The organism is Pseudomaricurvus sp. HS19 (assembly GCF_009857815.1).
In the GTDB taxonomy this organism is placed as follows: domain Bacteria; phylum Pseudomonadota; class Gammaproteobacteria; order Pseudomonadales; family Cellvibrionaceae; genus Pseudomaricurvus.
The window spans coordinates 382,230-403,053 of the sequence record NZ_WVVW01000001.1; the positions used below are offsets into that span (position 1 = coordinate 382,230).

A 20,824-nucleotide genomic window follows, 5' to 3' on the forward strand; every position below is an offset into this window, starting at 1 on the left:
GTGCGGGACTTGCTTGTTACAGCCATAGTATTCGGTTTGATTCCAGTGATCCTGAAACGTCCCTGGATCGGGATACTGGCCTGGTCCTGGCTCAGTTATATGAACCCGCACCGGTTAACCTGGGGTTTTGCCTATTCCATGCCCTTTGCCCAGATGGTGGCACTGGCAACGTTTATGGGGTTGCTCTTCAGCCAGGAGAAGAAATCCCTGCCGATGAATGGCACTACCGTGTTGTGGGTGGTGTTCGTGTTGTGGATGGGGCTGACGTCGCTGACGGCGATTTACCCTGAAGCGGCCCTTAGCTATTACATGCGGGTATTGAAAATCCAGGTCATCGCTTTCCTGACGGTCATGATCGTGCGCGACAAATACCGGCTCAACTGTCTTATCTGGGTGATCGCACTTTCGATCGGCTTCTTCAGTATCAAGGGGGGGATTTTTACCCTGATGACGGGGGGGCAGTATCGGGTCCGGGGGCCGTCGGACAGCATGATTGGCGAAAATAATGCCATGGGCCTGGCGGCGCTGATGATTATCCCGTTCTTCTTCTACCTGCGATCGATTGCGGAGAATGTCTGGTTAAAGCGGGCTCTTCTGGGCGGGTTGGTGCTGAGTATCATCTCGGCATTGGGATCCCAGTCCCGTGGGGCGCTGATCTCCATGTGCGTACTGGGGATCTATTTCTGGTGGCAATCCAAAAACAAGCTGGTGTCCGGTATCGTCATTGTGATACTTGCCGGCATAGGCTTGACGGTAATGCCCGCAAGCTGGCATGAACGCATGTCCACCATTACCGAGTTTCAGGAAGACAGCTCGGCCATGTCCCGCATCTATGCCTGGAAATACAGCATAAACCTGGCCAATGACAAGGTGTTGGGAGGCGGCTACAACTCCTGGTCAAAACCCACCTATGCCATCTATCAGCCACAGGCGATTGGGGTGTTTGTGGCGCACAGTATCTACTTCAACGTGTTGGCGGATCATGGCTGGGTGGGATTGATCCTGTTTCTGAGTATCTTCTTCATGACCTGGCGCAACCTGACCATCAGCGACCGGCTCTGCCGGGGATCGCCGGCTAACGCTGACCTGTCGACATTGGCGCGCATGCTGAAAGTGAGCCTGGTTGCCTATGCCGGCGGCGGGGCGTTCCTGAGTCTTTCCTACTATGACCTGCCATGGCACCTGGTGGCCTTCGGGGTGATCTTGCGCAACTTGGCTACCAGCTCCATCACGTACGGGAGTGCGGAGCTGGTGGCGCCGGTGTCCAACAAACCGGCCCGCCGCCGTCTGGAGCGGAGAGCGTCCACATGATGCATCGTTTCCTGAGAAAGCTCGGGGGGCTGGTGGCAAGGCCCGATTCACTGCGCATCCTGATCTATCACCGCGTGCTGGACAGTGTGGATTACCTGCGCCCGGATGAGCCGGACAGGGCAAGGTTCAACTGGCAGATGAAGCTGTTGCATGACTACTTTACCCCCCTTGGTCTGGCGGAAGCCCTGCAGTTGCGCGAGGAGGGCCGCCTGCCGCGCAATGCGGTCTGTGTCACCTTCGATGATGGCTATGCGGACAATTACAAGAATGCGTTGCCGATTCTGGAGCGTTGGGATATTCCTGCATCGGTCTTCGTTTCTACCGGCTTTCTGAATGGTGGACGCATGTGGAACGACAGCGTCATTGAATCTGTGCGTAATAGCCGTCTGGAGCGCTGGGACCTGAGCAGGATTGGTCTGGGCCATTGCAGCCTGGCAGGCCGGGCGGACCGCTACCAACTGGTGCTCGCGATACTGCAGGCAATCAAACATTGGGAGCCTGCCAAAAGGGCTGAAGCGGTCTCATATATTGAGTCGTTGTCTGAAGAGCTGCCAACCGACCTGATGATGACTGACAGCCAGGTTCAGGAAATGGCCCGCCGTGGTGTGACTATCGGCGCTCACACCGTGAATCACCCGATACTCAAGGCGGTAGACCTGGACACGGCGACTCATGAGATACGCGAAAGCCGGGAGTACCTGGCGCGGCTGATTGGTAAGGAGATACCGTTTTTTGCCTATCCCAATGGGCGACGGGGGCATGATTATGAGGAGAGTCATACCCGCTTGATCCGTGACCTTGGTTTTAGTGCGGCACTCAGCACAGACAAGGGCGTGGTTGTCAGTAACTCTGATGATATGCAACTGCCACGCTTTACCCCGTGGGACAAAAACCCACTGAAATTCTCATTGCGGTTGCTGGCCAACCGGTAACTCCATAAGACTGACTATGCACATATTGGGTGTACCCTTCAGAGTTAAGTATCTGCCGCAAACCATCTGTGACTGGTGGCGCAATGCCGCCCTCATGATGAGGCGGGAGCGACCGGAAGTTGGCTACAGCTTTGTCTATTTCAGTTACAAGCCGGATTTTGATTATCTGTACCTTTCCATGCAGAGCCTGAAGAATAATGTCAGCCCGGAGCTCATAGATTCTGTCTACCTGTTTGTGGATCAGAAAGCGCCTTTTGATGAGTCGCAATTGCTGCAGTTGCAGGCTCTGTTTCCGCAGCTCAGGATCAGGAAAATCTACGGTTTCAGCTGGGCGTCCACGGAGACGACTCTGGCTGAGTTAAATGCCTTCAGTGAGGTGGCTGCTGAAATTGATGGCTGTCATTATTTAGTCAAGGTAGATTCAGACATCTTGATTACCAGTGACCAAAAGCTGAAGCGTCTGAGGAGAAGTGCCTGTGATACGGTTGCAGATGCTCATCACTTGGATTACCAGTATGGTCAGGGTGGTTTCTACTTGATCAGGGCAGCTGTAGCTCGTCGGGCTTTTAAGGACGTGTCCAAGGAAACTGTGAAGCTCTTCGAGGCCCGATGTGGCTCCATAGGAGAAGATAAGGTAATCAGCGCTATGCTGGCTGAGGCCGGCTGTCCTTTTCACTTTACTAGGCTCATGCTGTATCCCGAGGAATATAAACGAATAAACAGACTAAACAAACTACTTCGGTGGGAGTTCTGTGCTTTGCACCATGTTAATGACAAAGTGGCAATGGCTGATTTCTCTGATCGATTTCAGTTAATAGGGAGAGAGTGAAGTGCGTCCAGAATTTTGGAAGCTGGCTGAAGTTATTAAAGAATACGCTGGCGACGAAGTCGTCTATTTTCTGAAGAATCAGGGGAATTGGGGGGATGCCTTGATTCTGCAAGGGACATTTGAGTTCTTTCGCCATTTTAATGTTCGGTATAGAACTCTGACAATGGAGCAGACGCTGGCTGAAAAGATCAAGTGGCGATTGGCCAGAAAAAGCCGGGTTCTCGTTGTTAGTGGGGGAGGTGCATGGTGCGGGCACTACAGAGAGCTTCAGGATTTTGTAACTGTAGTGGCTAGGAAATACAAGTTTAAAAAGATAATAGTCTTGCCGAGTACTTTTGAAGATGGCGTAAGTTGTCCAAATACCATATTTTTCCGCCGTGACAATATGGAGAGCAAAGAAGTAATGCCGGATTCTGATTTTTGTCATGATATGGCATTTTTTCTTCCCAGATATGAGCTGAGGAAGTCTTCGGATTGTCGGCGAGACAAGAGTATCGGTTACTGTTTCAGGGGAGACCCGGAAGCATCAGGAAAGCATGAGGTTCCGGATGGAAACTTTGACCTCAGTGCTCATGGGAATGAGTCGACACCCATTTCCGGGTTTTTGGAGTGGGTGGCCAATAAGGATGTTATCCATACAGATAGATTGCATGTCACCATTGCGGGTGGCTTACTGGGGAAACAGGTTTATGTTTACCCTGGTTGCTATTTTAAAAATCGAGCCTTGTATGAGTCCAGTATAAAAGGCTATTTCGACGGTGTTGTCTATCTGGAGCAGTTTCAGGGGCAAGGCATTGGCGAAGATAGATTGCCTCCGATAAAAGAAAATCTTAAGACTTGATCCATTGAAGGGAATGTAAGGAAGGCTATTGTGATCGTATGTGGTTTGCCCTTTGTTGCGAAAGAGCCTCTCAAGACGCTTCGCACAATGTGGCGGGACTTTCGGGTGTTTGGGCGTGGCCATGCTAAACGTAGTGATGCAGGTCTGGTGTTGGTTTATTTCTCTTACGAACCTGACTTTGAGTACCTGGTGCTGTCACTGAAGTCTCTCGCTGCCAATAAGTTGATTAACTTGAAAGCTGTTTACCTGTTTGTTGATAGCAAGGCTCCTTTTGGTGAGGCTCAGATTGCCAGGCTCAGGGATCTATCTCCACTGTTGCGGGTTCGTTCGATTGAGAACTTTTCGTGGGCTTCTGCTGAGTCGACCCATGCCGAAATACAGGCGTTTTCCGAAGTTTCGAGAGACGGCTTCAATGCAAATGATTATATGGTAAAGGTGGACTCAGACATTCTTTTCCTGGGAGGGTCTCGAAAGCTGGCTAAGATTCAGGAGTCCGGTCTTGCGGCGGTTGGTGATGAGCGTTTTGCCCGTAATTATATGCAGGGCGGCTTATACTTCATCTCTTTTGGAGCCTTGAGGCAGCATATTCTCCCTGCAACGCTTGATCAGATAAAGGGTATAGAAAAGAGGTTTAATAAAACGGGCGAAGATTTGGTGATCACAGAGCTATTACGTGAGGGAGGAGTTGAACCCTGCTTCACCAGACTGATGCTTTTTAAGCATGACTATTTAAAATTGAGCAGGGTAACCGGGCTTACACGGTCACATTTCTGTGGTGCTCACTTTATCAAAGATAAAGAAAGAATGACGGCCTTGTTTGGTAAGCTGGTTTCCGATGTATGCTGAAGAATATCTCATATCTTTTTATTGCCAGATTTTTTGTACGCATACTGGGATTGTTGAGTACCCTTATTGTCGCCAGATTATTGGTCCCTGAAGATTATGGTTTGATTGCCACTTGCATGATTGTTCAGGATCTGGCGGAGCGCATGCAGAAAGTTGGGATTGGCCAGAATATTATTACCAATCAAAGTCTGGACAGGAATTTCCTGGGTACGGCAATCTCTCTACGAATAGTCATTGCCATTGTGTTTTCCGTTCTGGTGTTTTTATCGGCGGATATGGCGGGAGAATTCTTCGAGAATTCTCAGGTCAGCAGTGTGCTATCGGTTATCTGCTGGATGTTCTTTATTGTATCACTGTCAAATCCAGCACTTATTCTGGCTGCGAGAAACGAAAAATTTCTGCCAGAGATAAAATGCTCTCTTATTGGCAAGTTGATAAGCACCCTCTCAACAATTGCTTTGGCTTGGTATCTAGAGAACTTCTGGGCGCTGGCGTACGGTATGGTTATCTCTGCCGTTGCATATTTGCTGTTAAGTTATCTGGTGCTTGAGTCGGGGATGAGGCTTGCTTTTTCGCGGTCTTCACTTAAACAGATGGCCGGATTTTCCGGCTGGATTTTGGTTCATAGCTGGGTCGGTTGGGTGAATGCCAACCTGATAAAGTTGGTATGGGGCAGGGTTTTTGGGGCTCACATGCTGGGCCTGATCAGTATGGGAGGGAACCTGTTCAGTATTTTTGAAACAGAGGTCTCGGCAGCGGTGGAGAAGGCGAATCTATCGAACCTTGTTCGGAGCCTGAAGATAAAGGACGGCGCATCTGAGGGATTTGCCGAGATTGTGCGGTATAACATTTGTGCCTTGCAGGACGTTCGTCAAATTCTGATCATTCCAGCTTATATTGTACTGATTTGCTGCCCGAAGATTATTGTCTCCATCCTTTTAGGGGATGGCTGGCAGCAGTTGGCAGAGTTTTGCCCCTTTATTGCGGTATCTATTGTGTCTCTGAGCTACTCAAAAAGTTTGACATCTGTATTTGTGGCGCTTAGGAAGCCGGAAATATTGGTGGTTAGTGCTATGGTTGCCGGTAGTGTTATATGCCTGTTTGGTTTTCTTGCTTATATCCAGGAGTCATATTACTTCCTTTTGGTCAGCGGCATGACAGCCCATATTTTATGCTATTTTTACCTTTGTTATCGGATTTCGGGTATTACCAATCTTGCATTCTGGAAATTTTGTCGACGGATTGATATTTGGCAGATGGCTAAGGTCCTGGTCGTTTTCCTGTTTGCTGTCCTGATTCGGCCAGATGAACTTGTTTTCAGTTTGGTTGTTCTGCCGCTGGTGGCTTTGGCTGCTGTTTTGGAGTGGCGCTGGTTTGGAAATTATCTGGTCGATAAGGCTTTTGACTTTATTGGGTCGAAAAGGGCGTAAAGTAATTTACTGCTGGTTGTTCGCGAGTATTGCTTGATCGACAATTTGTTTAGTTTTTCGCTATTTTTAATAATAGAAATCCTTGCAGGGATTGGCGAGGTATATATGAGAGTTTCGATCTACAAGTCAGAGATTGTTGCCGGCGATGTAAAGGTTTCGGCAGTATTGACATTTGAGGAAAGTTTCCGGTTTTCGGATGGGGCTTCCAGTGCCGAGGTTTGGTTTAGCTGGCCGGCAAGTTATTTTCTTCCTGAGCGGGAAATCTGGGATCCTTTTGTGATGATTGCCCTCCCTTTCGCGATGGTGGCAGGGGAAGATCTGTCGGTAGAGGGCTCGATAGACCCTGTTTTGTATCTCAATCTCCTGGAGGTGATATCGATATACCACTGGTATTTCCCGGGTAAGACGAGGGAGGTTGAGATTAAAGTCAAGGTTGATTGGAGCGCTAAAGTTGGTGGTGCGAATGATCGAGTAGGGACCTTTTTCTCCGGTGGCGTTGATTCTCTGTTTAATGTGGCAGATATGAAGCGATTGCATAAAATGGGGGTCGCCTCGCTGGTCAGTGATCTATGGCTGGTTCATGGCATGGATATTAGGTTGAGCGACTCGGGCCTGTGGGAGACCACTTTGAGTGAGCTTAGTGATATGGCCAGTATGGAAGGCCTGGATGTCACTCCGGTACGAACCAATGTAAGAGAGGTTCAGAGAGGTATTATAGGGTGGACAGATATGGGGTTTGGATCCATTTTGTCCGCGGTCTCAAAACTGTTTTCTGAGATCGTGCCCACGGCACTGATCGGTTCCTATGATCTCTATAAGTACTGTGTTCCTCATGCAAGTTCACCGCAGCTGGATCCTTTTTGGAGTTGTTCTCGCCAGGTGGTTCGCCATTACACTTCACGCGTGTCGAGAATGGATAAGATCCAGGCTATTCATATGAACGCGCCCGGCCTATTGAGTAAAGTTCGGGTGTGCTGGGAAAATACTGACGGTCAGTACAATTGTGGGGTATGTGAAAAGTGTTTGCGCACTCAGGCCCAGCTGTATGCTCTCGGCATCCTGGATGACGTATCATCCTTTGAAGGGTTTGACCTGTTGGGTAACCTGAAAGGCTTTCGCCTGAATTCCAGTGCTTTAGGCAATGGGTATACGCTGCGGTTCTGGCAGGAGATATTGGATGTCGCTCTTGAAAATTCCTGTTCTGACTTGGTTCGCGTTTTGTCTCCAATCCTGAAGGATGCGAACAGGCGCGCTCATTATGCAGCCTTCAAGCGTAGTGTGAAAACTGCGATAAGATCCGGTCTGTCTCATTAATCTGATCTTAATTGTTGGATGACGCGCTTGGTCAATATCCTGTAGGTGGAATCTTCAAATCTTGTGCTGCCAATAAAATGGATCAATGCTGTCGCTTCCACATTGCCGTTATCCGGTGGGAAGAGGTAATTCTGGTATCGAGGCCAGGGCAGGATGCAGGGATCCGGGGTCTTGGACAAAAGACAGTTGGTGGCGGTCTGTTCGCTGCCCCAGTCCCGCCATACCTCTGATCCAATCAGGGCTTCAATCTCCGATGATAGCTGTATGACCTTGTCCACCGTCAAACTGCCTTTCGGGTAACCGGCAAACCCTGCGCAACCCCGCAGATAGGTGTCTCCGGCAGCGAACCAGGAAAGCTGCTGCATCAGGCGCTCGGTCATGGCCTGCGGATGGCGTTGCGGCCACTCCCTGGCGTAGGCCGCCATGAAGTCTATATGGACGGTTTCCCGCCAGCGGCCATCGGCAATCATAAAGGCGCGATTAGCCCGGGCGCAGTTATAGATTTCTGCCAGCGGCGCTGTGGCAATAATGTCGGAATCCAGTTGCACGACGTAAGCGCTTTGTGACAGTTCGACAATCCTGAACAGGCGCTTCCAGGAGGAGTAGGAGGGGCAGCTGTGGGTATCCACCTCGACGGCGTTGGCAATCGCAATGCCGGGTATGTGATGGCTCAGGGTTTCCAGGTCTGCAGCACTGAGGCTGCCGTCGTTAATGGCTTCTACCCTTGCATCACCAAAGTTTTTCATAAAGGACTTGATGGCGATGAGGTACATGTCCAGCGAGGCTGAACCCACCATGGAGGCGACGACGATATTGTCGTCGGCCTGATAGGGGAGTGGGCGGGTGTTGCGTATGCGCCGGCTGTTACGATCAAACAGGAGTTTGTTCCATCGTTGCACAAGGGCGTCGGTGTACTGGCGAATCATCTGGCTACCCTGGAGTTAATGCTGGGTTGGTGCTTCGGATATTGGTGCTTCGGATAACAGGCGTTTCAGGCCAGGCAGGGGGTAGCCGAGGGCTTCCGCTTTGGTGGCGCACTGTTCTGCCAGCTCCAGATTCCCTGATTTGTAGGCTGTAAGACCGAGGAAATAGACAATCTCCGCGTTTTCGCCCTTGCTGAATTCGTTGGCGGCAGCGAACTCCTTCAAGGCCTGGTCGTACTCGTTCTGGGCATAGTAAATAAGCCCGTAAGCGGTTTTGATGGCAGGGTTGTCCGGGTGGTACTTTTCGATCTCCTGCAACACCTCCATCGCCTTGTCGACTTCACCCATCTCTTCATAGGCCATGGCCAGGGTAAAGGCCATGTCGGCGGCCCAGGTGTTGGTTTTGGCAATTCTGGAATAGCTGTAGTTGGTGTTGTTGACCACCTGCTCCAATAAAGTGTCCCTGGCTTTACCGGAAGGGAGTCGTTTGGCCCGGTTGAGCTTGATGGCACCGCCGCAGTAATGCCAGCCGCCGACTTGCCAGATTAATCGGCCCCAGCCGCTGCGTTGTCCCTTGGCTTTGTAGATTCTGGCCAGGTCCAGGTTGGGGGTTTTGTCCGCAAGGGCTTCCTTGCAGATTTCGCTGGACGCCATGAATTCCATATCAGTTGGCGTGAAGTTGTAGGCAAGGCCGGTTTGGGAAAGGGAGAACAGCATCAAGACGGCGAGTAGCCGCCTGGCGTTGCACTGCGGTAGCCGCAGTTTGCGGAACTTGTGGAGCCGTACCAGATAATCCATTGCCTTTGATCCAGATTCCATGCGTGGGGTGGGAGCTTGTTCTGTCCGTGGTTCCCAATTATATTACACAACGTTATGTATTATCAGTTGCCACATTAGCATTGCGGTATATGAATGCAAGCTGTGCGGCGATACAAATTCGCTGAATGTGGTGGCTTTAGCCATTGTGCCGGATCGCTGGCAGTGGCGGTAGAGCTACCACAGGAGGCCACGCTTCCAAACCGGATTCTGACATCAGGGTGATGCCGATCCGTGTTTGCCAATGCTCGGGAAATTTGCGCAGGATGGGGCAGAAATCACAAGGAAAAGTGCTGGTTCTGGATGGTGATATGGTGTCGGCACTCTCCGTCGCCCGTTCATTGCATCGCCGTGGGCTGGAAGTCCACGTAGCCAGTAATATCACTGCAACACTTAGCCGTTATTCGCGCTCTGTGGATCGTTATTTCGTTTGCCCGGACCCCATGGGGAACGCGGCTCTGTTTCTTGTCTGGCTGCTCGCGCTCATCCGCAAGGAACGGTACTCGCTGGTTATTCCGGTAACCGAGAGAACACTTGTCCCTATCCATAACAACAGGGAGCAATTTGCTCACCTGCCTGTGGCCATGGCTGCTAAATCTTCTCTCGATCAGGTGTTGGACAAAAAACTGACGTTTGCACTGGCAGAGCGTATTGGTGTTCCTGTACCTCGCAGCCAGCTGGTGGCGACGCCGGATGATCTTCCGCGACTATCTGACTGGTGCAGCTTTCCGGTGGTGGTCAAGCCCGGCAGCTCCATGGGTGAATCCAGCGAGCTGGGCAGGGCACAGCTGAAAGTGGAGTATGCCTTCGACGCCGGACAACTGCAGAAACTGGTGCGCAACGCCCTCAATTATGGCGAGGTGATATTGCAGGAGTATGTGGCGGGCGTCGGGGCGGGTATTGAGGTGCTGGCCAGTGAGGGCAGGGTGCTGTTTCATTTTCAGCACCAGCGCCTGCATGAGGTGCCGCTCACCGGCGGTGGCAGCAGCTTGAGGAAGAGCGTAGCCGTGACCCCGCAACTACTGGAGGCCACCGGCAAACTGATTGAAGCCCTGAACTGGACCGGGGTGGCCATGGTGGAGTTCAAGCAGGATCTCGCCAGTGGGCAGTTTTCCCTGATGGAAGTGAATGGGCGTTTCTGGGGGTCACTGCCCCTGGCCGAAGCGGCCGGAGCCGATTTTCCCGGTATGCTGTACGAGCTGTTGGTTGGCCAGCAAACAGAATTCCCCCAGTCCTATCAAACAGAGGTGCATTGCCGGCGCTTAACCGCAGATGTCCACTGGTACGAGTTGGCCCTGCGCAAAGCGGCGCCGCCGCAGTTGGGTGTTGTGCCGTCGCGGAAGACGATGTGGCGCGATTTCCTGGGCATGTTTTCACCCCGGCATCGCTTCGACGTACAGAAGCTGGCCGATCCCTTGCCGGGACTGCTGGAGCTGCTGTGGTTGGGCCGGGACTATTGCGAACGTTTGTATGGCGTTCTCCGTCGCCGTCAGGCGCTGCGCCGGGAGAAGCAACGCTGCGCCGCCGGCGGTTCGCTGGAGGGGGCACTGTCAGGCGCAGAGAACCTGCTGTTTCTCTGTTACGGTAATATCAATCGCAGTGCAGTTGCCGGCCTGCTGGCAAAACAGTTGATGCCGAATCTGGCTGAGCATGTGCGCTCAGCCGGATTTCACCCGGCCAGTGGTCGTCCAATGGATGGCGTCATGCAGCAAGTCGCTCACAGCAACGGCCTGGCAACGGACAATTTTGCCTCCAGTGCCTTGTCAGCCACAGAGGTGGCCGCCGCAGACGTGATTTTTGTCATGGAACTGGAGCATCTCGTAACATTGTCAGAACAATTCCCCTGGGTAAGTTCCAAAGCATTTTTACTGGGCGGACTGGCGGCTGGCAGTGGACCTTTGGAGATCGCGGATCCCTATGGGAAATCCCGGGATGACTACGAGGGCTGTTATCGGCAGGTCGCCGCCAATATTGCCGCCTTACAAGCCAGAATGGAGGCCGCATGACGGTTGTACCAGGCATGGCTGCAGCGGAGACAGGCGAGAAGCCCCAATCGGCTGCTGCGCCGTTTTTTTCCGTTGTGATTCCCTCCCGCAACCGCGCCACTCTGCTGGGGGAGGCACTGGACTCGGTGCTGAACCAGAGTTTCAGCAAGCGTGAGATTATCGTGGTGGTGGATGGCGGCAGTGCCGAAGCACTGGAGCAGTACCGGAAGCTGGAACAGTCGCAGCCGGACGTCAGATTTTATTATCTGGTTCATCGGGAAAATGGCCACGGACCAAGTTACGCCATGAATTATGGCGTTAGCCAGGCACAGGGTGATTATGTCTGTTTTCTCGACGACGATGATCTCTGGACCGACCCCGGGCATCTTGCCCGGGCGCGGGCGTCACTGGAGCAGACGCAGGCGGCGGATCTCTATTTCAGCAACCAGGAGGCTTATCGGGCCAACGGCGAGCTGGTGACCCCCAACCCATGGATTCTGGACCTGAACCAGTGGCTACCGCCGTCGGTGTACGAGTGCGGCAGTCACCGGGTCGACGCCGAATTTCTGTTGCGCAGTAACGGCTTTGCCCACTTCAATTGCTCAATTTATCGCACCGCATTCTTCCGGGGTATCGGTGGGCTGGATGAAAATATCCGCTACGAAAACGACCGCGATCTGTATCTGCGGGCTATAGACCGGGCAGAGCGCATCCTGTTGAATCCTGCCATCATTGCCCGGCATCGAGTGCCTGACAGCACCCGGGTGAGCAACGCCTCTACCGTGGTCAGTGATCTGCAGAAGCGTATTTTTCAGCTGATGGTGTATGAAAAGGGTCAGCTGTTTGCACGTACCGAACTGGTACGGGCCCATTGCAAACGGGCTAAGGGTTATCAACTGAAACACATCGCAGAAAGTCTCTCTCAGCAGGGCCGCTATAGTGATGCTGCCAGCTATGCGTGGGAAGGATGGTCGGTAGCGCCGACCGTAAAGTGGTTTTTAAAGGCGCTGCAGATACAGCTGTCAGCGGGCAGGAGACGATAAATGGAGTTATTGGAGCATCTGGTAACGGCCACCAGAAAGCCCGGCCTGTTCCGGACTCACCAGCCGCTGTTCCTGCTCAGCCATATGCGCGCGAATACCAGCTTATTGGGGCATATTTTGGGGTCAAATCCCGCCATTTGCGGGTATTACGAGATGCACAACGGCTACTACAGCTGGAAAAGCCTGCTCCGGCAGAAGCTGCTCTATTACCGGGATCATGACCTGAAGCCCCAGGCAAAGTACATGTTTGACAAGGTCCTGCACGATTTTCATTATGTGGATATGAATCTGCTGAACCAGGCCAACGCGCGCATCATGTTTTCAGCACGGGAACCCGAAAAGACCATCAAGAGTACCCTCAGCCAGTTCCGCCGCGAACGCCCCGGCCACGAATTCTGCGATACGGAAGAGGTGTGCCAATATTATTGCCAGCGCCTGCAGACACTGGAACAGATGGCGGCGGCAGCCCACGAATATGTCTATTTCGATGCGGATGAGCTGCGCCGGAATACCGCTGAACTGCTGCAGCGGCTGACGACCTGGCTGGAGCTGGACGTTCCACTGCGGCCGGAGTTTGATAATTTCCACTTCAGCGGCAAGCTGGATTCCGGTGACCTGTCAGGCAGGCTGGCATCGGGCAAGGTTGAAAAGTCCACGTCGGATTACTCGGATATCGAGATCCCGGAAACACTTCTGGAACAGGCGCAGGACGCCTATGCCAGATTCACCGTCACTATGGAGGCAGGTTCGCTGCCACTCTGATCACCCGGTTTATGGAAACAGGTATGGATGCACTGGAAATCACTAAAGAAGTTTTAAAAATCTGTCTGCAGCAGGGGGAGCGGGCTGACAGTTATACCGCCGATACCCCGTTGATGGGTGCTATCCCGGAATTCAACTCGCTGACCATTGTCACCATTGTCACCACCCTGGAAGAGCAGCTGGGCTGTGAGGTGTACGATGATGAGCTGGAAGCGGAAATATTTGAGACGGTTGGTTCGCTGGCAAAGTTTGTCGAAACCAAGCTCTGAAGCCTGAGATATGAAGGACTATCAGCTCAAACCGGGATTTGTACCAGGCTCCGCAGGACGCCTCTACGCGCTCGACGTTGAGCCCGTGGGGGAGGTCCTGGCGCAAGCTGTCTACCTGCCTCCTCATGGCGAGGAGCTTAATCGCTGCCGAACCATGATTGCCGGCCAGGCCCGGGAGCTGGCCAAGCGTGGTATCGCCTGCCGCCTGCTGGATTACTACGGGACCGGCGACAGCGAAGGGGATTTCAGGCAGGGAAACTGGCCGCTGTGGCTTGCCGACGCGGCAGCGCAAATAACGGAGTTGCAGAGCAGGGCATCCAGGCCGGTTGTTGTGGTGGGCTGCCGCCTTGGAGCCATGCTGGCCATGGACCTGTTGGCAGACAGCTCGCTGAAAATTCATCAGGTGGTACTGGTACAGCCGGTGTTGCAGGGCAAACAGTACGTTACCCAGCTGTTGCGTCAACGTATGGCGTTGCAGATGAGTACCGGTGCCGAGGTGGAAAACACCGACCAATTGCGCGAGCGCATTGCCCGGGGCGAAACCCTGGAGATTGGCGGTTACGAATTCGCCGCCGATCTTCTCACCCACCTGGATGGTGTGAGCCCGGAGCGCTGGGGCTCGCTGCGGGATGCCTCCATCGTCTGGATCGAGCATGTCTCCGATGCTGCCAAAGAGATCGCTATCGTCTCCCGCAAGATCGTGGCGCAGTTGCAGGAACAGGGCAACGCCGTGGCACCGGTACGGGTGTGTACGCCACCGGTGTGGCAGCTGCACGAAAGGGAATGTGTGCAGGGCGCGGTAACCGCCTTTGCCAATCTGGAGTTATCGGTTTGAATGCGCCTGAACACAGAGCCATTACCTTCCACTGCGGTGATGACGAGCTGGTGGGTATCCTGACCATACCGGCCGGGGCCGCGAGCAGTGTCAAAAGTGGTGTTATCACCTTGCCTGCGGGTGGGCCGCAATATCGGGTGGGGATGGGGCGGCAGTTGCTGCAAATGGCCAACCGCTTTGCGGAAAATGGTACTGCTGTACTGCGCTTTGATTACCGCGGCGTAGGTGACAGCGATGGCGTTTTTGAAGATTTTCACACCGTGGAGCCTGACCTGCGGGCAGCGATTGTGGCCTTCCGGGAACACCTGCCATCACTGCAGGAGATTACCCTGTATGGAGGCTGTAACGCGGCCTCTGCCATTATGATGTACGCCCACGGCTTGCCATGTGTAAATGCCATTATGGTGAGCAATCCCTACCTGGGCAGCGGGGCGCCCAGCGCCCATGCCCGGCGCATGCACTTTATCGAGCGCGTACAGCAGCGGGAATTCTGGCAGAAGCTCTTTTCCGGTCAGTACGACCTGCGGGAATACTGGCGTGCGTTGCTGGCGGTTGCCAAAAGGAAGTTGCGGCCGGAAACCGGAAAGCCCGCAGAACAGGAAGCTGCTAAAGGTGGGGCCCCGCGCAAGGCACAGATACCGGTATTGGAATTGATGCTCCACGGTATGCAGCAATTCAGCGGTGAAAGCCTGATTTTCCTCAGCGGTCGCAGTATTCAGTCGAAAGAGTTTCAGGCTCTGGTCAAACACAATCGTGGCTGGAAGCAGATGATGAAAGGGCGTCGGGTCGAGCAGCTGTTCTTGCCGGACGCCGATCAGGCGTTTTCCACCACCGAGCAGCGCAGCCGCATGATTGATAATGCACTGAAATGGTTTACAGCCCGCGCGCACTAGCCGCGGAATCCCGTCCCTGTTGGCAAATTACAGAGCCCTGGCCCATGTCTGAACCTTTGGTCACCATAATCATTCCGGTTTTCAACCGGGAAGCCCTGGTTCACTACTCCATCGAGTCCTGCCTGCAGCAGACCTATCCCCACCTGGAGATTCTCTGTATCGACGACGGCAGCAGCGATGGCTCGGTGGCGGTTGTAGAGGCGTATGCGGCAGCTGATGAGCGGGTGAAGTTGCTTATCAACGAGCGCACCAAGGGCGTGGCAGGAGCAAGGAACACAGGGCTTCTGCAGGCGGCGGGCAAGTATATTGCGTTTCTGGACAGTGACGACCGTTACAAGCCATTTCATATTGAGAAGATGGTGGCACTGCTGGAGTCCAATGAAGACATCGACTGGGTCTATGCCGACTTTGAGCGGCGTCAGGGGGATACCGTCAAGGTGGATTCTGTGTTCCGCAACAATGAGCTGGTGCGGGCGGGAAAGGATACGGTGACCCGGGGCGAGCTCCACGTGCGTGAAGGCGACCGCCAGGCGGAGTGGCATCTGCTGTACGAACGCATAGCCGGCTTGCACACATCGGTGGTACGTCGTGCGGTGATCGAACGCTGTCTGTTTGATGAGTCACTGGTCATGTTTGAAGACTGGTACTTCCGCTTTGAAGCGCTGAAAGCGGGATTCAAACTGGCTTATCTGTTCGCGGTACACCATGAATACTATATCCATGATGCCAACCTCTGTTCATCGGATGTCGGTGGGGATATCGCCAAGAAAGATCGCACGGTACAGCAGTTCCGGCAGTTGCTGGAGAAGGTATTTGCGCGCAGCGACCTGACGCAGGGTGAGCGCAAGGCATTGCATAACTACGGCGCCCAGAAGTTGTTCTGGGATTACGGCTACTGGTACGAAAAAGCCGGTGACCTGCAGCGGGCCGATGCGGTCATGTGGCAGGCAACAGTGCTGGCATCGTTTGCGCCTTTGTACCTCTCCCGCTACCTCTATTTCTGGTGCCGCAAGCAGCTCAGACTTTTGCGCGGCTGATCATTGACCACGACACCCGGCCGCGCCGGTCGTGTGGTCAGTCAACCGAATCAAGCCAGATATCCAGCACAATCAGAATCCACACCATCTCGCCGTAATAGTGGGCGTGAGTGCTTTCGTGCAGCATTTGCAGGCGGGCGATAAACTCGGGCCGGATAATACCGCGTTGTTGCAGGTTGTGCAGGTGATGTCGGGCGAGCTCCTGCAGCGGGGCGTACTCTTTCAGCCAGACACCAAAAGGCAGGCCAAAGCCCTGCTTTTTCTTGTCGATGGTGGCGTCCGGTAGCCAACCGCGCAGGGAACGTTTGTAGAAGTCCCGCAGATTGCCCTTGTGCAGTTTGACCTTGCTCGGTACCTGGCAGGAGAAAGCCACCAGCCGGTCCTCCAGCATGGGGTAGCGCACGTCCAGACCTGAGTAAGCGCACATATGGCTGACTTTACGCAGGTCGTTATCGGCGAGGGTCAGTTGCCAGTCCAGGTACATCATGGCGTTCACCGGTTCGGCAAATGTTGAGACCTGACCGTAGATGTCGCGCTGCAACTGAATTGGCAGTGCAGTATCAATCCCGCTCAGAAACTCTTCGCAAAACACCTCGGCAGGGTCGTGACGATGCAGATAGTTGTATGTCTGCAAGCGGTCCGGCAGTGGCACGGAGGCCTGCTCAATGTAACTGCCGGCTTTGCGAAACAGGGGCACACCACCTGGCAGGGACTTGACCGCGGGCGCCAGCAAGTCCCGGCAGGCACCCGGCAGGCGGGCGTAGCGTTCGAACACCAGTTGCCTGGCGTAGCGCTCATTACCGGCAAACAGTTCATCGCCGCCATCGCCCGCCAACAGCACATCAATGCCTTCCCGGGCTGCCAGTTGTGCGCAGAACCAGGCCGGCAGGGCCGACGAGTTGCCGAAGGGCTCATCGTAACTGGTGGCGATCATGGGCAGGGCGTCTGTCACATCCTGTGGCGTAACGTAGTATTCGTTCAGCGAGACCCCAAAATGTTGCGCGGCAATACGGGCGTACTCCATCTCATCGTAGCCCTCCGCGGAAAAGCCGATGGAGAAGGCGGGCGCGCGGGAGTCCGTCAGTTCCGCCAGGAAGCCGGTGACGGTGGAACTGTCCAGGCCGCCACTGAGGAAGGAGCCCACACTGCGCCCCTTCTGGCCCACCAGCTGCTGGCGTACTGCCTCGCGTAAATAGCGTTTCAAATCCTTTTGCAGCAGTTCCTCTCCCCGGTGGAGGGTTTCGTGGAACTCCGGCAGCCAGTAACGCCGGCTGTTGCTGTGGCTGCCATCGGAAACCAGCAGATGAGCCGCAGCCAGTTTCTCCACGCCCTGATAGATACAGTGGGGGGAGGGCACCATATGAAAATAGACGTAGTCGTAGAGTGCCTGTGGGTTGAGGGCGGACTTGTTGGCGGGGTGCGCAGCAACACTGCGTGCGGTGGTGCCAAAAACCAGCACGTCGTCCTGTTGGCTGTGGTAGAGGGTGTGTTGGCAGAAGCGGTCGGTGGCGAGCAGGATCCGGTGTTGACTGCGATCAATCAGCACAAAACTGAAATCTCCCCACAAGTATTCAAACAGGCGCTCTGCGTACGCTCTGTAAGCCTGCAGCAGGGCGGCCAGTGGTCCCTGTTCCCGTTGCAGTTCCTGCAGTGACTTGTCGCTCCAGTGGGGGTTGCCAATGACGGCAGCGATCAGCTCGCCCTCCTCAATGGTCAGGGCGCCGGTGGTGGCTATGGCATAGCCGCTGCCGTGCTCCACCACAACAGGCAGTGAAGTGGGGACGGCCTGTTGCATGCGATAGATATCTTCGCTGTGACTGCCTGTCGTCCGGCTGAGGGAAAACCAGCCGAAGATGCCGTGAATCCTTGGCGTTGTGATCTGCACGATTGCTGCTCTCTCGGTACTCAGTGTGAATTACAGAAGAATTTCTTTGGCCCTGGGGTGGCTGAGGAACTCCTGGGGACTGGCGCTGAGGCCGTAGGCGCCGGACTGATAGACCACCACCAGATCCCCGGGACGCGCCCGGGGAAGCTCAATCTTGTCCGCCAGAATATCCAGCGGGGTACACAGCGGACCGACAATGATGGCGCGCTCGGTGGTTGAATCCTTAACCCGGTTGCCGATACAGACGGGGTAGTTCTTGCGGATAATCTGACCGAAGTTGCCGGAGACGGCGAGGTGGTGATGCAGGCCACCATTGGTGACCAGAAAGGTTTCGCCTCGCGATTCCTTGCGCTCCAGCACTTCGCAGACATAGAGACCGGCCTCACCAACCATATAGCGTCCCAGTTCCATCACAATATTGGTTGCGGCGAACTCGGGATAGCGATCCAGAATCTGTGCCATACCGTCGCCGACCTGCTGCAGGTTCAGGCGCTGTTCGCCGGGAAAGTAGGGAATGCCCAGTCCGCCACCGATATTGAGCAGGCGGATGGGGTGTGAGCAGTGCCGACTCAGCTGGGAGGCCAGGGCAAAGGTCATCTCCTGGGCTTCCACAATGTGCTCTGCGCAGAGATTCTGGGAGCCCCAGTAGATGTGAAAGCCCAGCAGGTCCAGGTTGGTGTTGCTGATAGCGGCGATGAGGGCGGGGACTTTTTCCGAATCCACCCCGAAGGGGCGGGGGCCACCTCCCATTTTCATGCCGGAGCCTTTGACTTCGAAGTCAGGATTTACCCGGATTGTGATCTGTGCGCGTCTGTCCAGACGATCGCTGATGGCGGCCAGCCGCTGCATTTCACCGTCGGATTCAATGTTGATCACGACACCGGCGGCGACAGCAGCTTCCAGCTCCTCATTGGATTTGCCCGGCCCGGCGAAACTGATATTGCCTGCCCGGGTGGGGGTTTGCAGCGCCAGCCGCATCTCACCGAGGGAGGCGATATCAAGACCATCTACCAGCGGGCTGATAAACTGCACAAGCCCGGCCATGGGGTTGGCTTTGATGGCGTAGTGCAACTGTATCCTGGGTGGCAGTGCGGCGCGCAATTGGCCGATACGGTCGCTGATCAGCTGGCGATCGTAAACGTAAAAGGGGGTTTGGCCCACCTGCTGTGCGATCGCGGTCAGCGGTTGCCCTGCCACCTGCAGGACATTGTCACGTACCGGGAAATGCTCCATGCCGGCGTGCGGCCGGGGTTCGCTTCTCATTCGCACACCTGTTGCTCCGCGGCTGCGGTGAACAGGCTGCTGTAGGCCTGTTTCAGGGCGTTGCGGTCAAGCTTGCCGTTGGGGTTTTTGGGGAACTCAGACACCATCTCAATCGCCCTGGGTTGCATGTAGCTGGGCAATTCACGCATGCACAGCTGCCGGATATCCTCTTCCGACGCCCGGCCGGAGGCGGCTACTACCACTATAGCCTCTCCCAGTTCGGGGTGGGGCGCACCCAGTGCTGCAACTTCGTCCACCAGTCCCGACTGGTGCAGAACCTCCTCCAGCTCGGTGGGGCTGACCCGGTAGCCGGAGGTTTTGATCATCTCGTCCTTGCGACTGACAAAGTAGATAAAGCCCTCTTCATCACAATAGGCCTGATCGCCTGACCAGACAGCGATCTCGGTGACCGGCAGCTCGGGTAACTGCCCGGGTGCGGGCTTGAAGCGCTCGGCGGTCTTTACCGGATCATTCCAGTAGCCCATCGCCACCAGGGAACCTTTGTGCACCAGCTCACCGGGCTCGTGGGGCGCACAGGGCGTGCCGTCTTCACGTACCACCAGGATTTCCGCGTTGGGGATGGCCTTGCCAATAGAGTCCGGGCGGTTATCCAGTTGCTCCGGTGGCAGGTAAGTGGAGCGAAAGGCCTCGGTCAGCCCGTACATCAGGTACAGGGTGGTGGCGGGCAGCTGTTGGCGCAACTTGCTGGTAGTGGCCTTGGGCATGGCGCCGCCACTGTTGGTGAGGTAGCGCAGTGTGTCCCGCGCTTCCTGTGGCCACTCCAGGTTGGCGAGCTGATTCCAGAGCGGTGGTACGGCGGCCAGTCCGGTAATGCCGTAGCGGACCACGGCTTTAAGCACATCCCGCGGCAGCAGGTAATCCATCAGTACCACCTGGGCACCTGTACGGAAAGCGGTGGTGAGCTGACTGAGGCCGTAGTCAAAACTGAAAGGGAGCACGGCCAGCAGGCGATCTGCAGGTGTGTTGTGCAGGTACTGGGAGACGCTCTCTGCGCCGCACAGCATATTGCGGTTGCTCAGCACCACACCTTTGGGTTTGCCGGTACTGCCGGAGGTGTAAAGGATGGCGGCCATGTCGGTATCGATGCGCCGTCGCGGCTGTGGTTCGGTAGCGGGCAGATCCCCCCAGGCCAGTAGCCGGAAGCGATCCAGTTGCTGTGCCAGCCCTTCATCCAGCGGTCGACCGGTGTAGATAATGGTCTGCAGGTCAGGGCACTGCAGCAGTGATTCTGCCAGTGCCGAGAGGCGATCGCTGGAGGTAACCAGTACCTTGACGTTGCAGTCGGTGAGGATGTGCTGCACCTGTGGTGCCTTGAGCAGGGCATTGACAGGCACGAACACGCCGCCCGCCAGGTTGCCGCCAAAATAACTGAAGACGGCTTCCGGTATCTTGGGCAGATAGATAGCCAGTCGATCATTGGCGCCCAGGTCGATGGACTGCAAGGCGCCGGCGGTAGCAGTGACCTGCTGCCACAACTGTTGATAGGTGTAGTGTTGATCCTTGAACAGCAGGGCCGGGTTGTGGGGAAATTTCCGGGCGCTGGTTTCGATGAGTTGGTACAGCTGTTGCGGCATTCTCACATCCTGTGG

19 protein-coding genes are annotated in these 20,824 nt (G+C 54.9%); 14 read left to right on the forward strand and 5 right to left on the reverse strand.

All coding sequences use genetic code 11. The annotated features are described in order from the left end of the window. Genes GSF27_RS01545 through GSF27_RS01575 form a run of 7 tightly spaced genes read left to right on the forward strand, consistent with a single transcriptional unit; the run spans position 1 to position 7,503 of the window. Positions 1–1,311: a putative O-glycosylation ligase, exosortase A system-associated gene (locus GSF27_RS01545; RefSeq protein WP_370462544.1), complete on the forward strand. Its 1,311-nt coding sequence runs from the start codon at positions 1–3 to the stop codon at positions 1,309–1,311. Further along, positions 1,308–2,243: a polysaccharide deacetylase family protein gene (locus GSF27_RS01550; RefSeq protein ID WP_202410230.1), complete on the forward strand. Its 936-nt coding sequence runs from the start codon at positions 1,308–1,310 to the stop codon at positions 2,241–2,243. The genes GSF27_RS01545 and GSF27_RS01550 overlap by 4 nt, the downstream gene beginning before the upstream one ends. A gap of 16 nt (positions 2,244–2,259) precedes the next feature. After that, positions 2,260–3,072: a hypothetical protein gene (locus GSF27_RS01555; RefSeq protein ID WP_160965024.1), complete on the forward strand. Its 813-nt coding sequence runs from the start codon at positions 2,260–2,262 to the stop codon at positions 3,070–3,072. A gap of 1 nt (position 3,073) precedes the next feature. Next, on the forward strand, positions 3,074–3,913 hold the full coding sequence (locus GSF27_RS01560; RefSeq protein ID WP_160965026.1) for a polysaccharide pyruvyl transferase family protein: 840 nt from the start codon (positions 3,074–3,076) through the stop codon (positions 3,911–3,913). Between the two features lie 30 nt (positions 3,914–3,943). Beyond that, on the forward strand, positions 3,944–4,759 hold the full coding sequence (locus GSF27_RS01565; protein ID WP_160965028.1) for a hypothetical protein: 816 nt from the start codon (positions 3,944–3,946) through the stop codon (positions 4,757–4,759). Then, complete coding sequence (locus GSF27_RS01570) at positions 4,753–6,189, forward strand: oligosaccharide flippase family protein (RefSeq protein ID WP_160965030.1); 1,437 nt, start codon at positions 4,753–4,755, stop codon at positions 6,187–6,189. Before GSF27_RS01565 ends, GSF27_RS01570 begins: the two co-directional genes overlap by 7 nt. Positions 6,190–6,222: 33 nt before the next feature. Continuing rightward, a complete protein-coding gene (locus tag GSF27_RS01575) occupies positions 6,223–7,503 on the forward strand; it encodes a hypothetical protein (RefSeq protein ID WP_160965032.1) in 1,281 nt (426 codons plus the stop codon). Here the strand turns inward: GSF27_RS01575 and GSF27_RS01580 are convergent. Together GSF27_RS01580 and GSF27_RS01585 are read right to left on the reverse strand one after the other, a co-directional pair. Further along, entirely contained in the window at positions 7,500–8,429 is a 930-nt protein-coding gene (locus tag GSF27_RS01580; RefSeq protein ID WP_160965034.1) for a hypothetical protein, read from the reverse strand. The genes GSF27_RS01575 and GSF27_RS01580 overlap by 4 nt on opposite strands. 15 nt (positions 8,430–8,444) lie before the next feature. Beyond that, positions 8,445–9,224 carry a tetratricopeptide repeat protein gene (locus GSF27_RS01585; RefSeq protein WP_160965036.1) on the reverse strand — a complete coding sequence of 260 codons (780 nt, stop codon included), beginning with the start codon at positions 9,222–9,224 and terminating at the stop codon, positions 8,445–8,447. Positions 9,225–9,826: 602 nt separating this feature from the next. Here GSF27_RS01585 and GSF27_RS01590 point away from each other — a divergent pair. From GSF27_RS01590 to GSF27_RS01620, 7 genes are read left to right on the forward strand one after another with little or no spacing between them, the layout of a single operon-like run. Continuing rightward, the gene (locus GSF27_RS01590; RefSeq protein WP_160965038.1) at positions 9,827–11,248 is read left to right on the forward strand and encodes an ATP-grasp domain-containing protein; all 1,422 of its coding nucleotides are present in this window, start codon (positions 9,827–9,829) and stop codon (positions 11,246–11,248) included. Next, positions 11,245–12,270 (forward strand): glycosyltransferase, encoded by a 1,026-nt coding sequence (locus GSF27_RS01595; protein WP_160965040.1) that lies wholly within the window; start codon positions 11,245–11,247, stop codon positions 12,268–12,270. The genes GSF27_RS01590 and GSF27_RS01595 overlap by 4 nt, the downstream gene beginning before the upstream one ends. Next, positions 12,271–13,032, forward strand: a complete 762-nt coding sequence (locus tag GSF27_RS01600) for a hypothetical protein (protein ID WP_160965042.1) — start codon at positions 12,271–12,273, stop codon at positions 13,030–13,032. It abuts the gene before it with no gap. Positions 13,033–13,055: 23 nt separating this feature from the next. Further along, on the forward strand, positions 13,056–13,301 hold the full coding sequence (locus tag GSF27_RS01605; RefSeq protein WP_202410231.1) for an acyl carrier protein: 246 nt from the start codon (positions 13,056–13,058) through the stop codon (positions 13,299–13,301). Positions 13,302–13,311: 10 nt separating this feature from the next. Next, the gene (locus tag GSF27_RS01610; protein WP_160965046.1) at positions 13,312–14,136 is read left to right on the forward strand and encodes an alpha/beta fold hydrolase; all 825 of its coding nucleotides are present in this window, start codon (positions 13,312–13,314) and stop codon (positions 14,134–14,136) included. After that, entirely contained in the window at positions 14,133–15,029 is an 897-nt protein-coding gene (locus GSF27_RS01615) for a hydrolase 1, exosortase A system-associated (protein WP_160965048.1), read from the forward strand. The genes GSF27_RS01610 and GSF27_RS01615 overlap by 4 nt, the downstream gene beginning before the upstream one ends. Before the next feature lie 44 nt (positions 15,030–15,073). After that, a complete protein-coding gene (locus tag GSF27_RS01620; RefSeq protein WP_160965050.1) occupies positions 15,074–16,066 on the forward strand; it encodes a glycosyltransferase family 2 protein in 993 nt (330 codons plus the stop codon). A 37-nt stretch (positions 16,067–16,103) separates the two neighbouring features. On the opposite strand, the gene GSF27_RS01625 is transcribed toward GSF27_RS01620, so the two are convergent. The 3 genes from GSF27_RS01625 to GSF27_RS01635 are packed head-to-tail and all read right to left on the reverse strand — an operon-like array spanning position 16,104 to position 20,809. Further along, a complete protein-coding gene (locus GSF27_RS01625; RefSeq protein ID WP_202410232.1) occupies positions 16,104–17,951 on the reverse strand; it encodes an asparagine synthase-related protein in 1,848 nt (615 codons plus the stop codon). Between the two features lie 30 nt (positions 17,952–17,981). Beyond that, complete coding sequence (locus GSF27_RS01630) at positions 17,982–19,214, reverse strand: pyridoxal-dependent decarboxylase, exosortase A system-associated (protein ID WP_202410233.1); 1,233 nt, start codon at positions 19,212–19,214, stop codon at positions 17,982–17,984. Continuing rightward, positions 19,211–20,809, reverse strand: a complete 1,599-nt coding sequence (locus GSF27_RS01635; RefSeq protein WP_160965052.1) for an acyl-CoA ligase (AMP-forming), exosortase A system-associated — start codon at positions 20,807–20,809, stop codon at positions 19,211–19,213. Before GSF27_RS01635 ends, GSF27_RS01630 begins: the two co-directional genes overlap by 4 nt. Between the last annotated feature and the right edge of the window lie 15 nt (positions 20,810–20,824).

What these genes read in the sequence shown, in the direction of transcription:
- GSF27_RS01635 (WP_160965052.1), bottom strand. Translation starts at nt 20,809, where the DNA reads ATGCCGCAACAGCTGTACCAACTCATCGAAACCAGCGCCCGGAAATTT.
- GSF27_RS01570 (WP_160965030.1), top strand. Translation starts at nt 4,753, where the DNA reads ATGCTGAAGAATATCTCATATCTTTTTATTGCCAGATTTTTTGTACGC.
- GSF27_RS01590 (WP_160965038.1), top strand. Translation starts at nt 9,827, where the DNA reads ATGGCTGCTAAATCTTCTCTCGATCAGGTGTTGGACAAAAAACTGACG.
- GSF27_RS01600 (WP_160965042.1), top strand. Translation starts at nt 12,271, where the DNA reads ATGGAGTTATTGGAGCATCTGGTAACGGCCACCAGAAAGCCCGGCCTG.
- GSF27_RS01555 (WP_160965024.1), top strand. Translation starts at nt 2,260, where the DNA reads ATGCACATATTGGGTGTACCCTTCAGAGTTAAGTATCTGCCGCAAACC.
- GSF27_RS01595 (WP_160965040.1), top strand. Translation starts at nt 11,245, where the DNA reads ATGACGGTTGTACCAGGCATGGCTGCAGCGGAGACAGGCGAGAAGCCC.
- GSF27_RS01630 (WP_202410233.1), bottom strand. Translation starts at nt 19,214, where the DNA reads ATGAGAAGCGAACCCCGGCCGCACGCCGGCATGGAGCATTTCCCGGTA.
- GSF27_RS01610 (WP_160965046.1), top strand. Translation starts at nt 13,312, where the DNA reads ATGAAGGACTATCAGCTCAAACCGGGATTTGTACCAGGCTCCGCAGGA.
- GSF27_RS01620 (WP_160965050.1), top strand. Translation starts at nt 15,074, where the DNA reads ATGTCTGAACCTTTGGTCACCATAATCATTCCGGTTTTCAACCGGGAA.
- GSF27_RS01605 (WP_202410231.1), top strand. Translation starts at nt 13,056, where the DNA reads ATGGATGCACTGGAAATCACTAAAGAAGTTTTAAAAATCTGTCTGCAG.
- GSF27_RS01585 (WP_160965036.1), bottom strand. Translation starts at nt 9,224, where the DNA reads ATGGATTATCTGGTACGGCTCCACAAGTTCCGCAAACTGCGGCTACCG.
- GSF27_RS01580 (WP_160965034.1), bottom strand. Translation starts at nt 8,429, where the DNA reads ATGATTCGCCAGTACACCGACGCCCTTGTGCAACGATGGAACAAACTC.
- GSF27_RS01550 (WP_202410230.1), top strand. Translation starts at nt 1,308, where the DNA reads ATGATGCATCGTTTCCTGAGAAAGCTCGGGGGGCTGGTGGCAAGGCCC.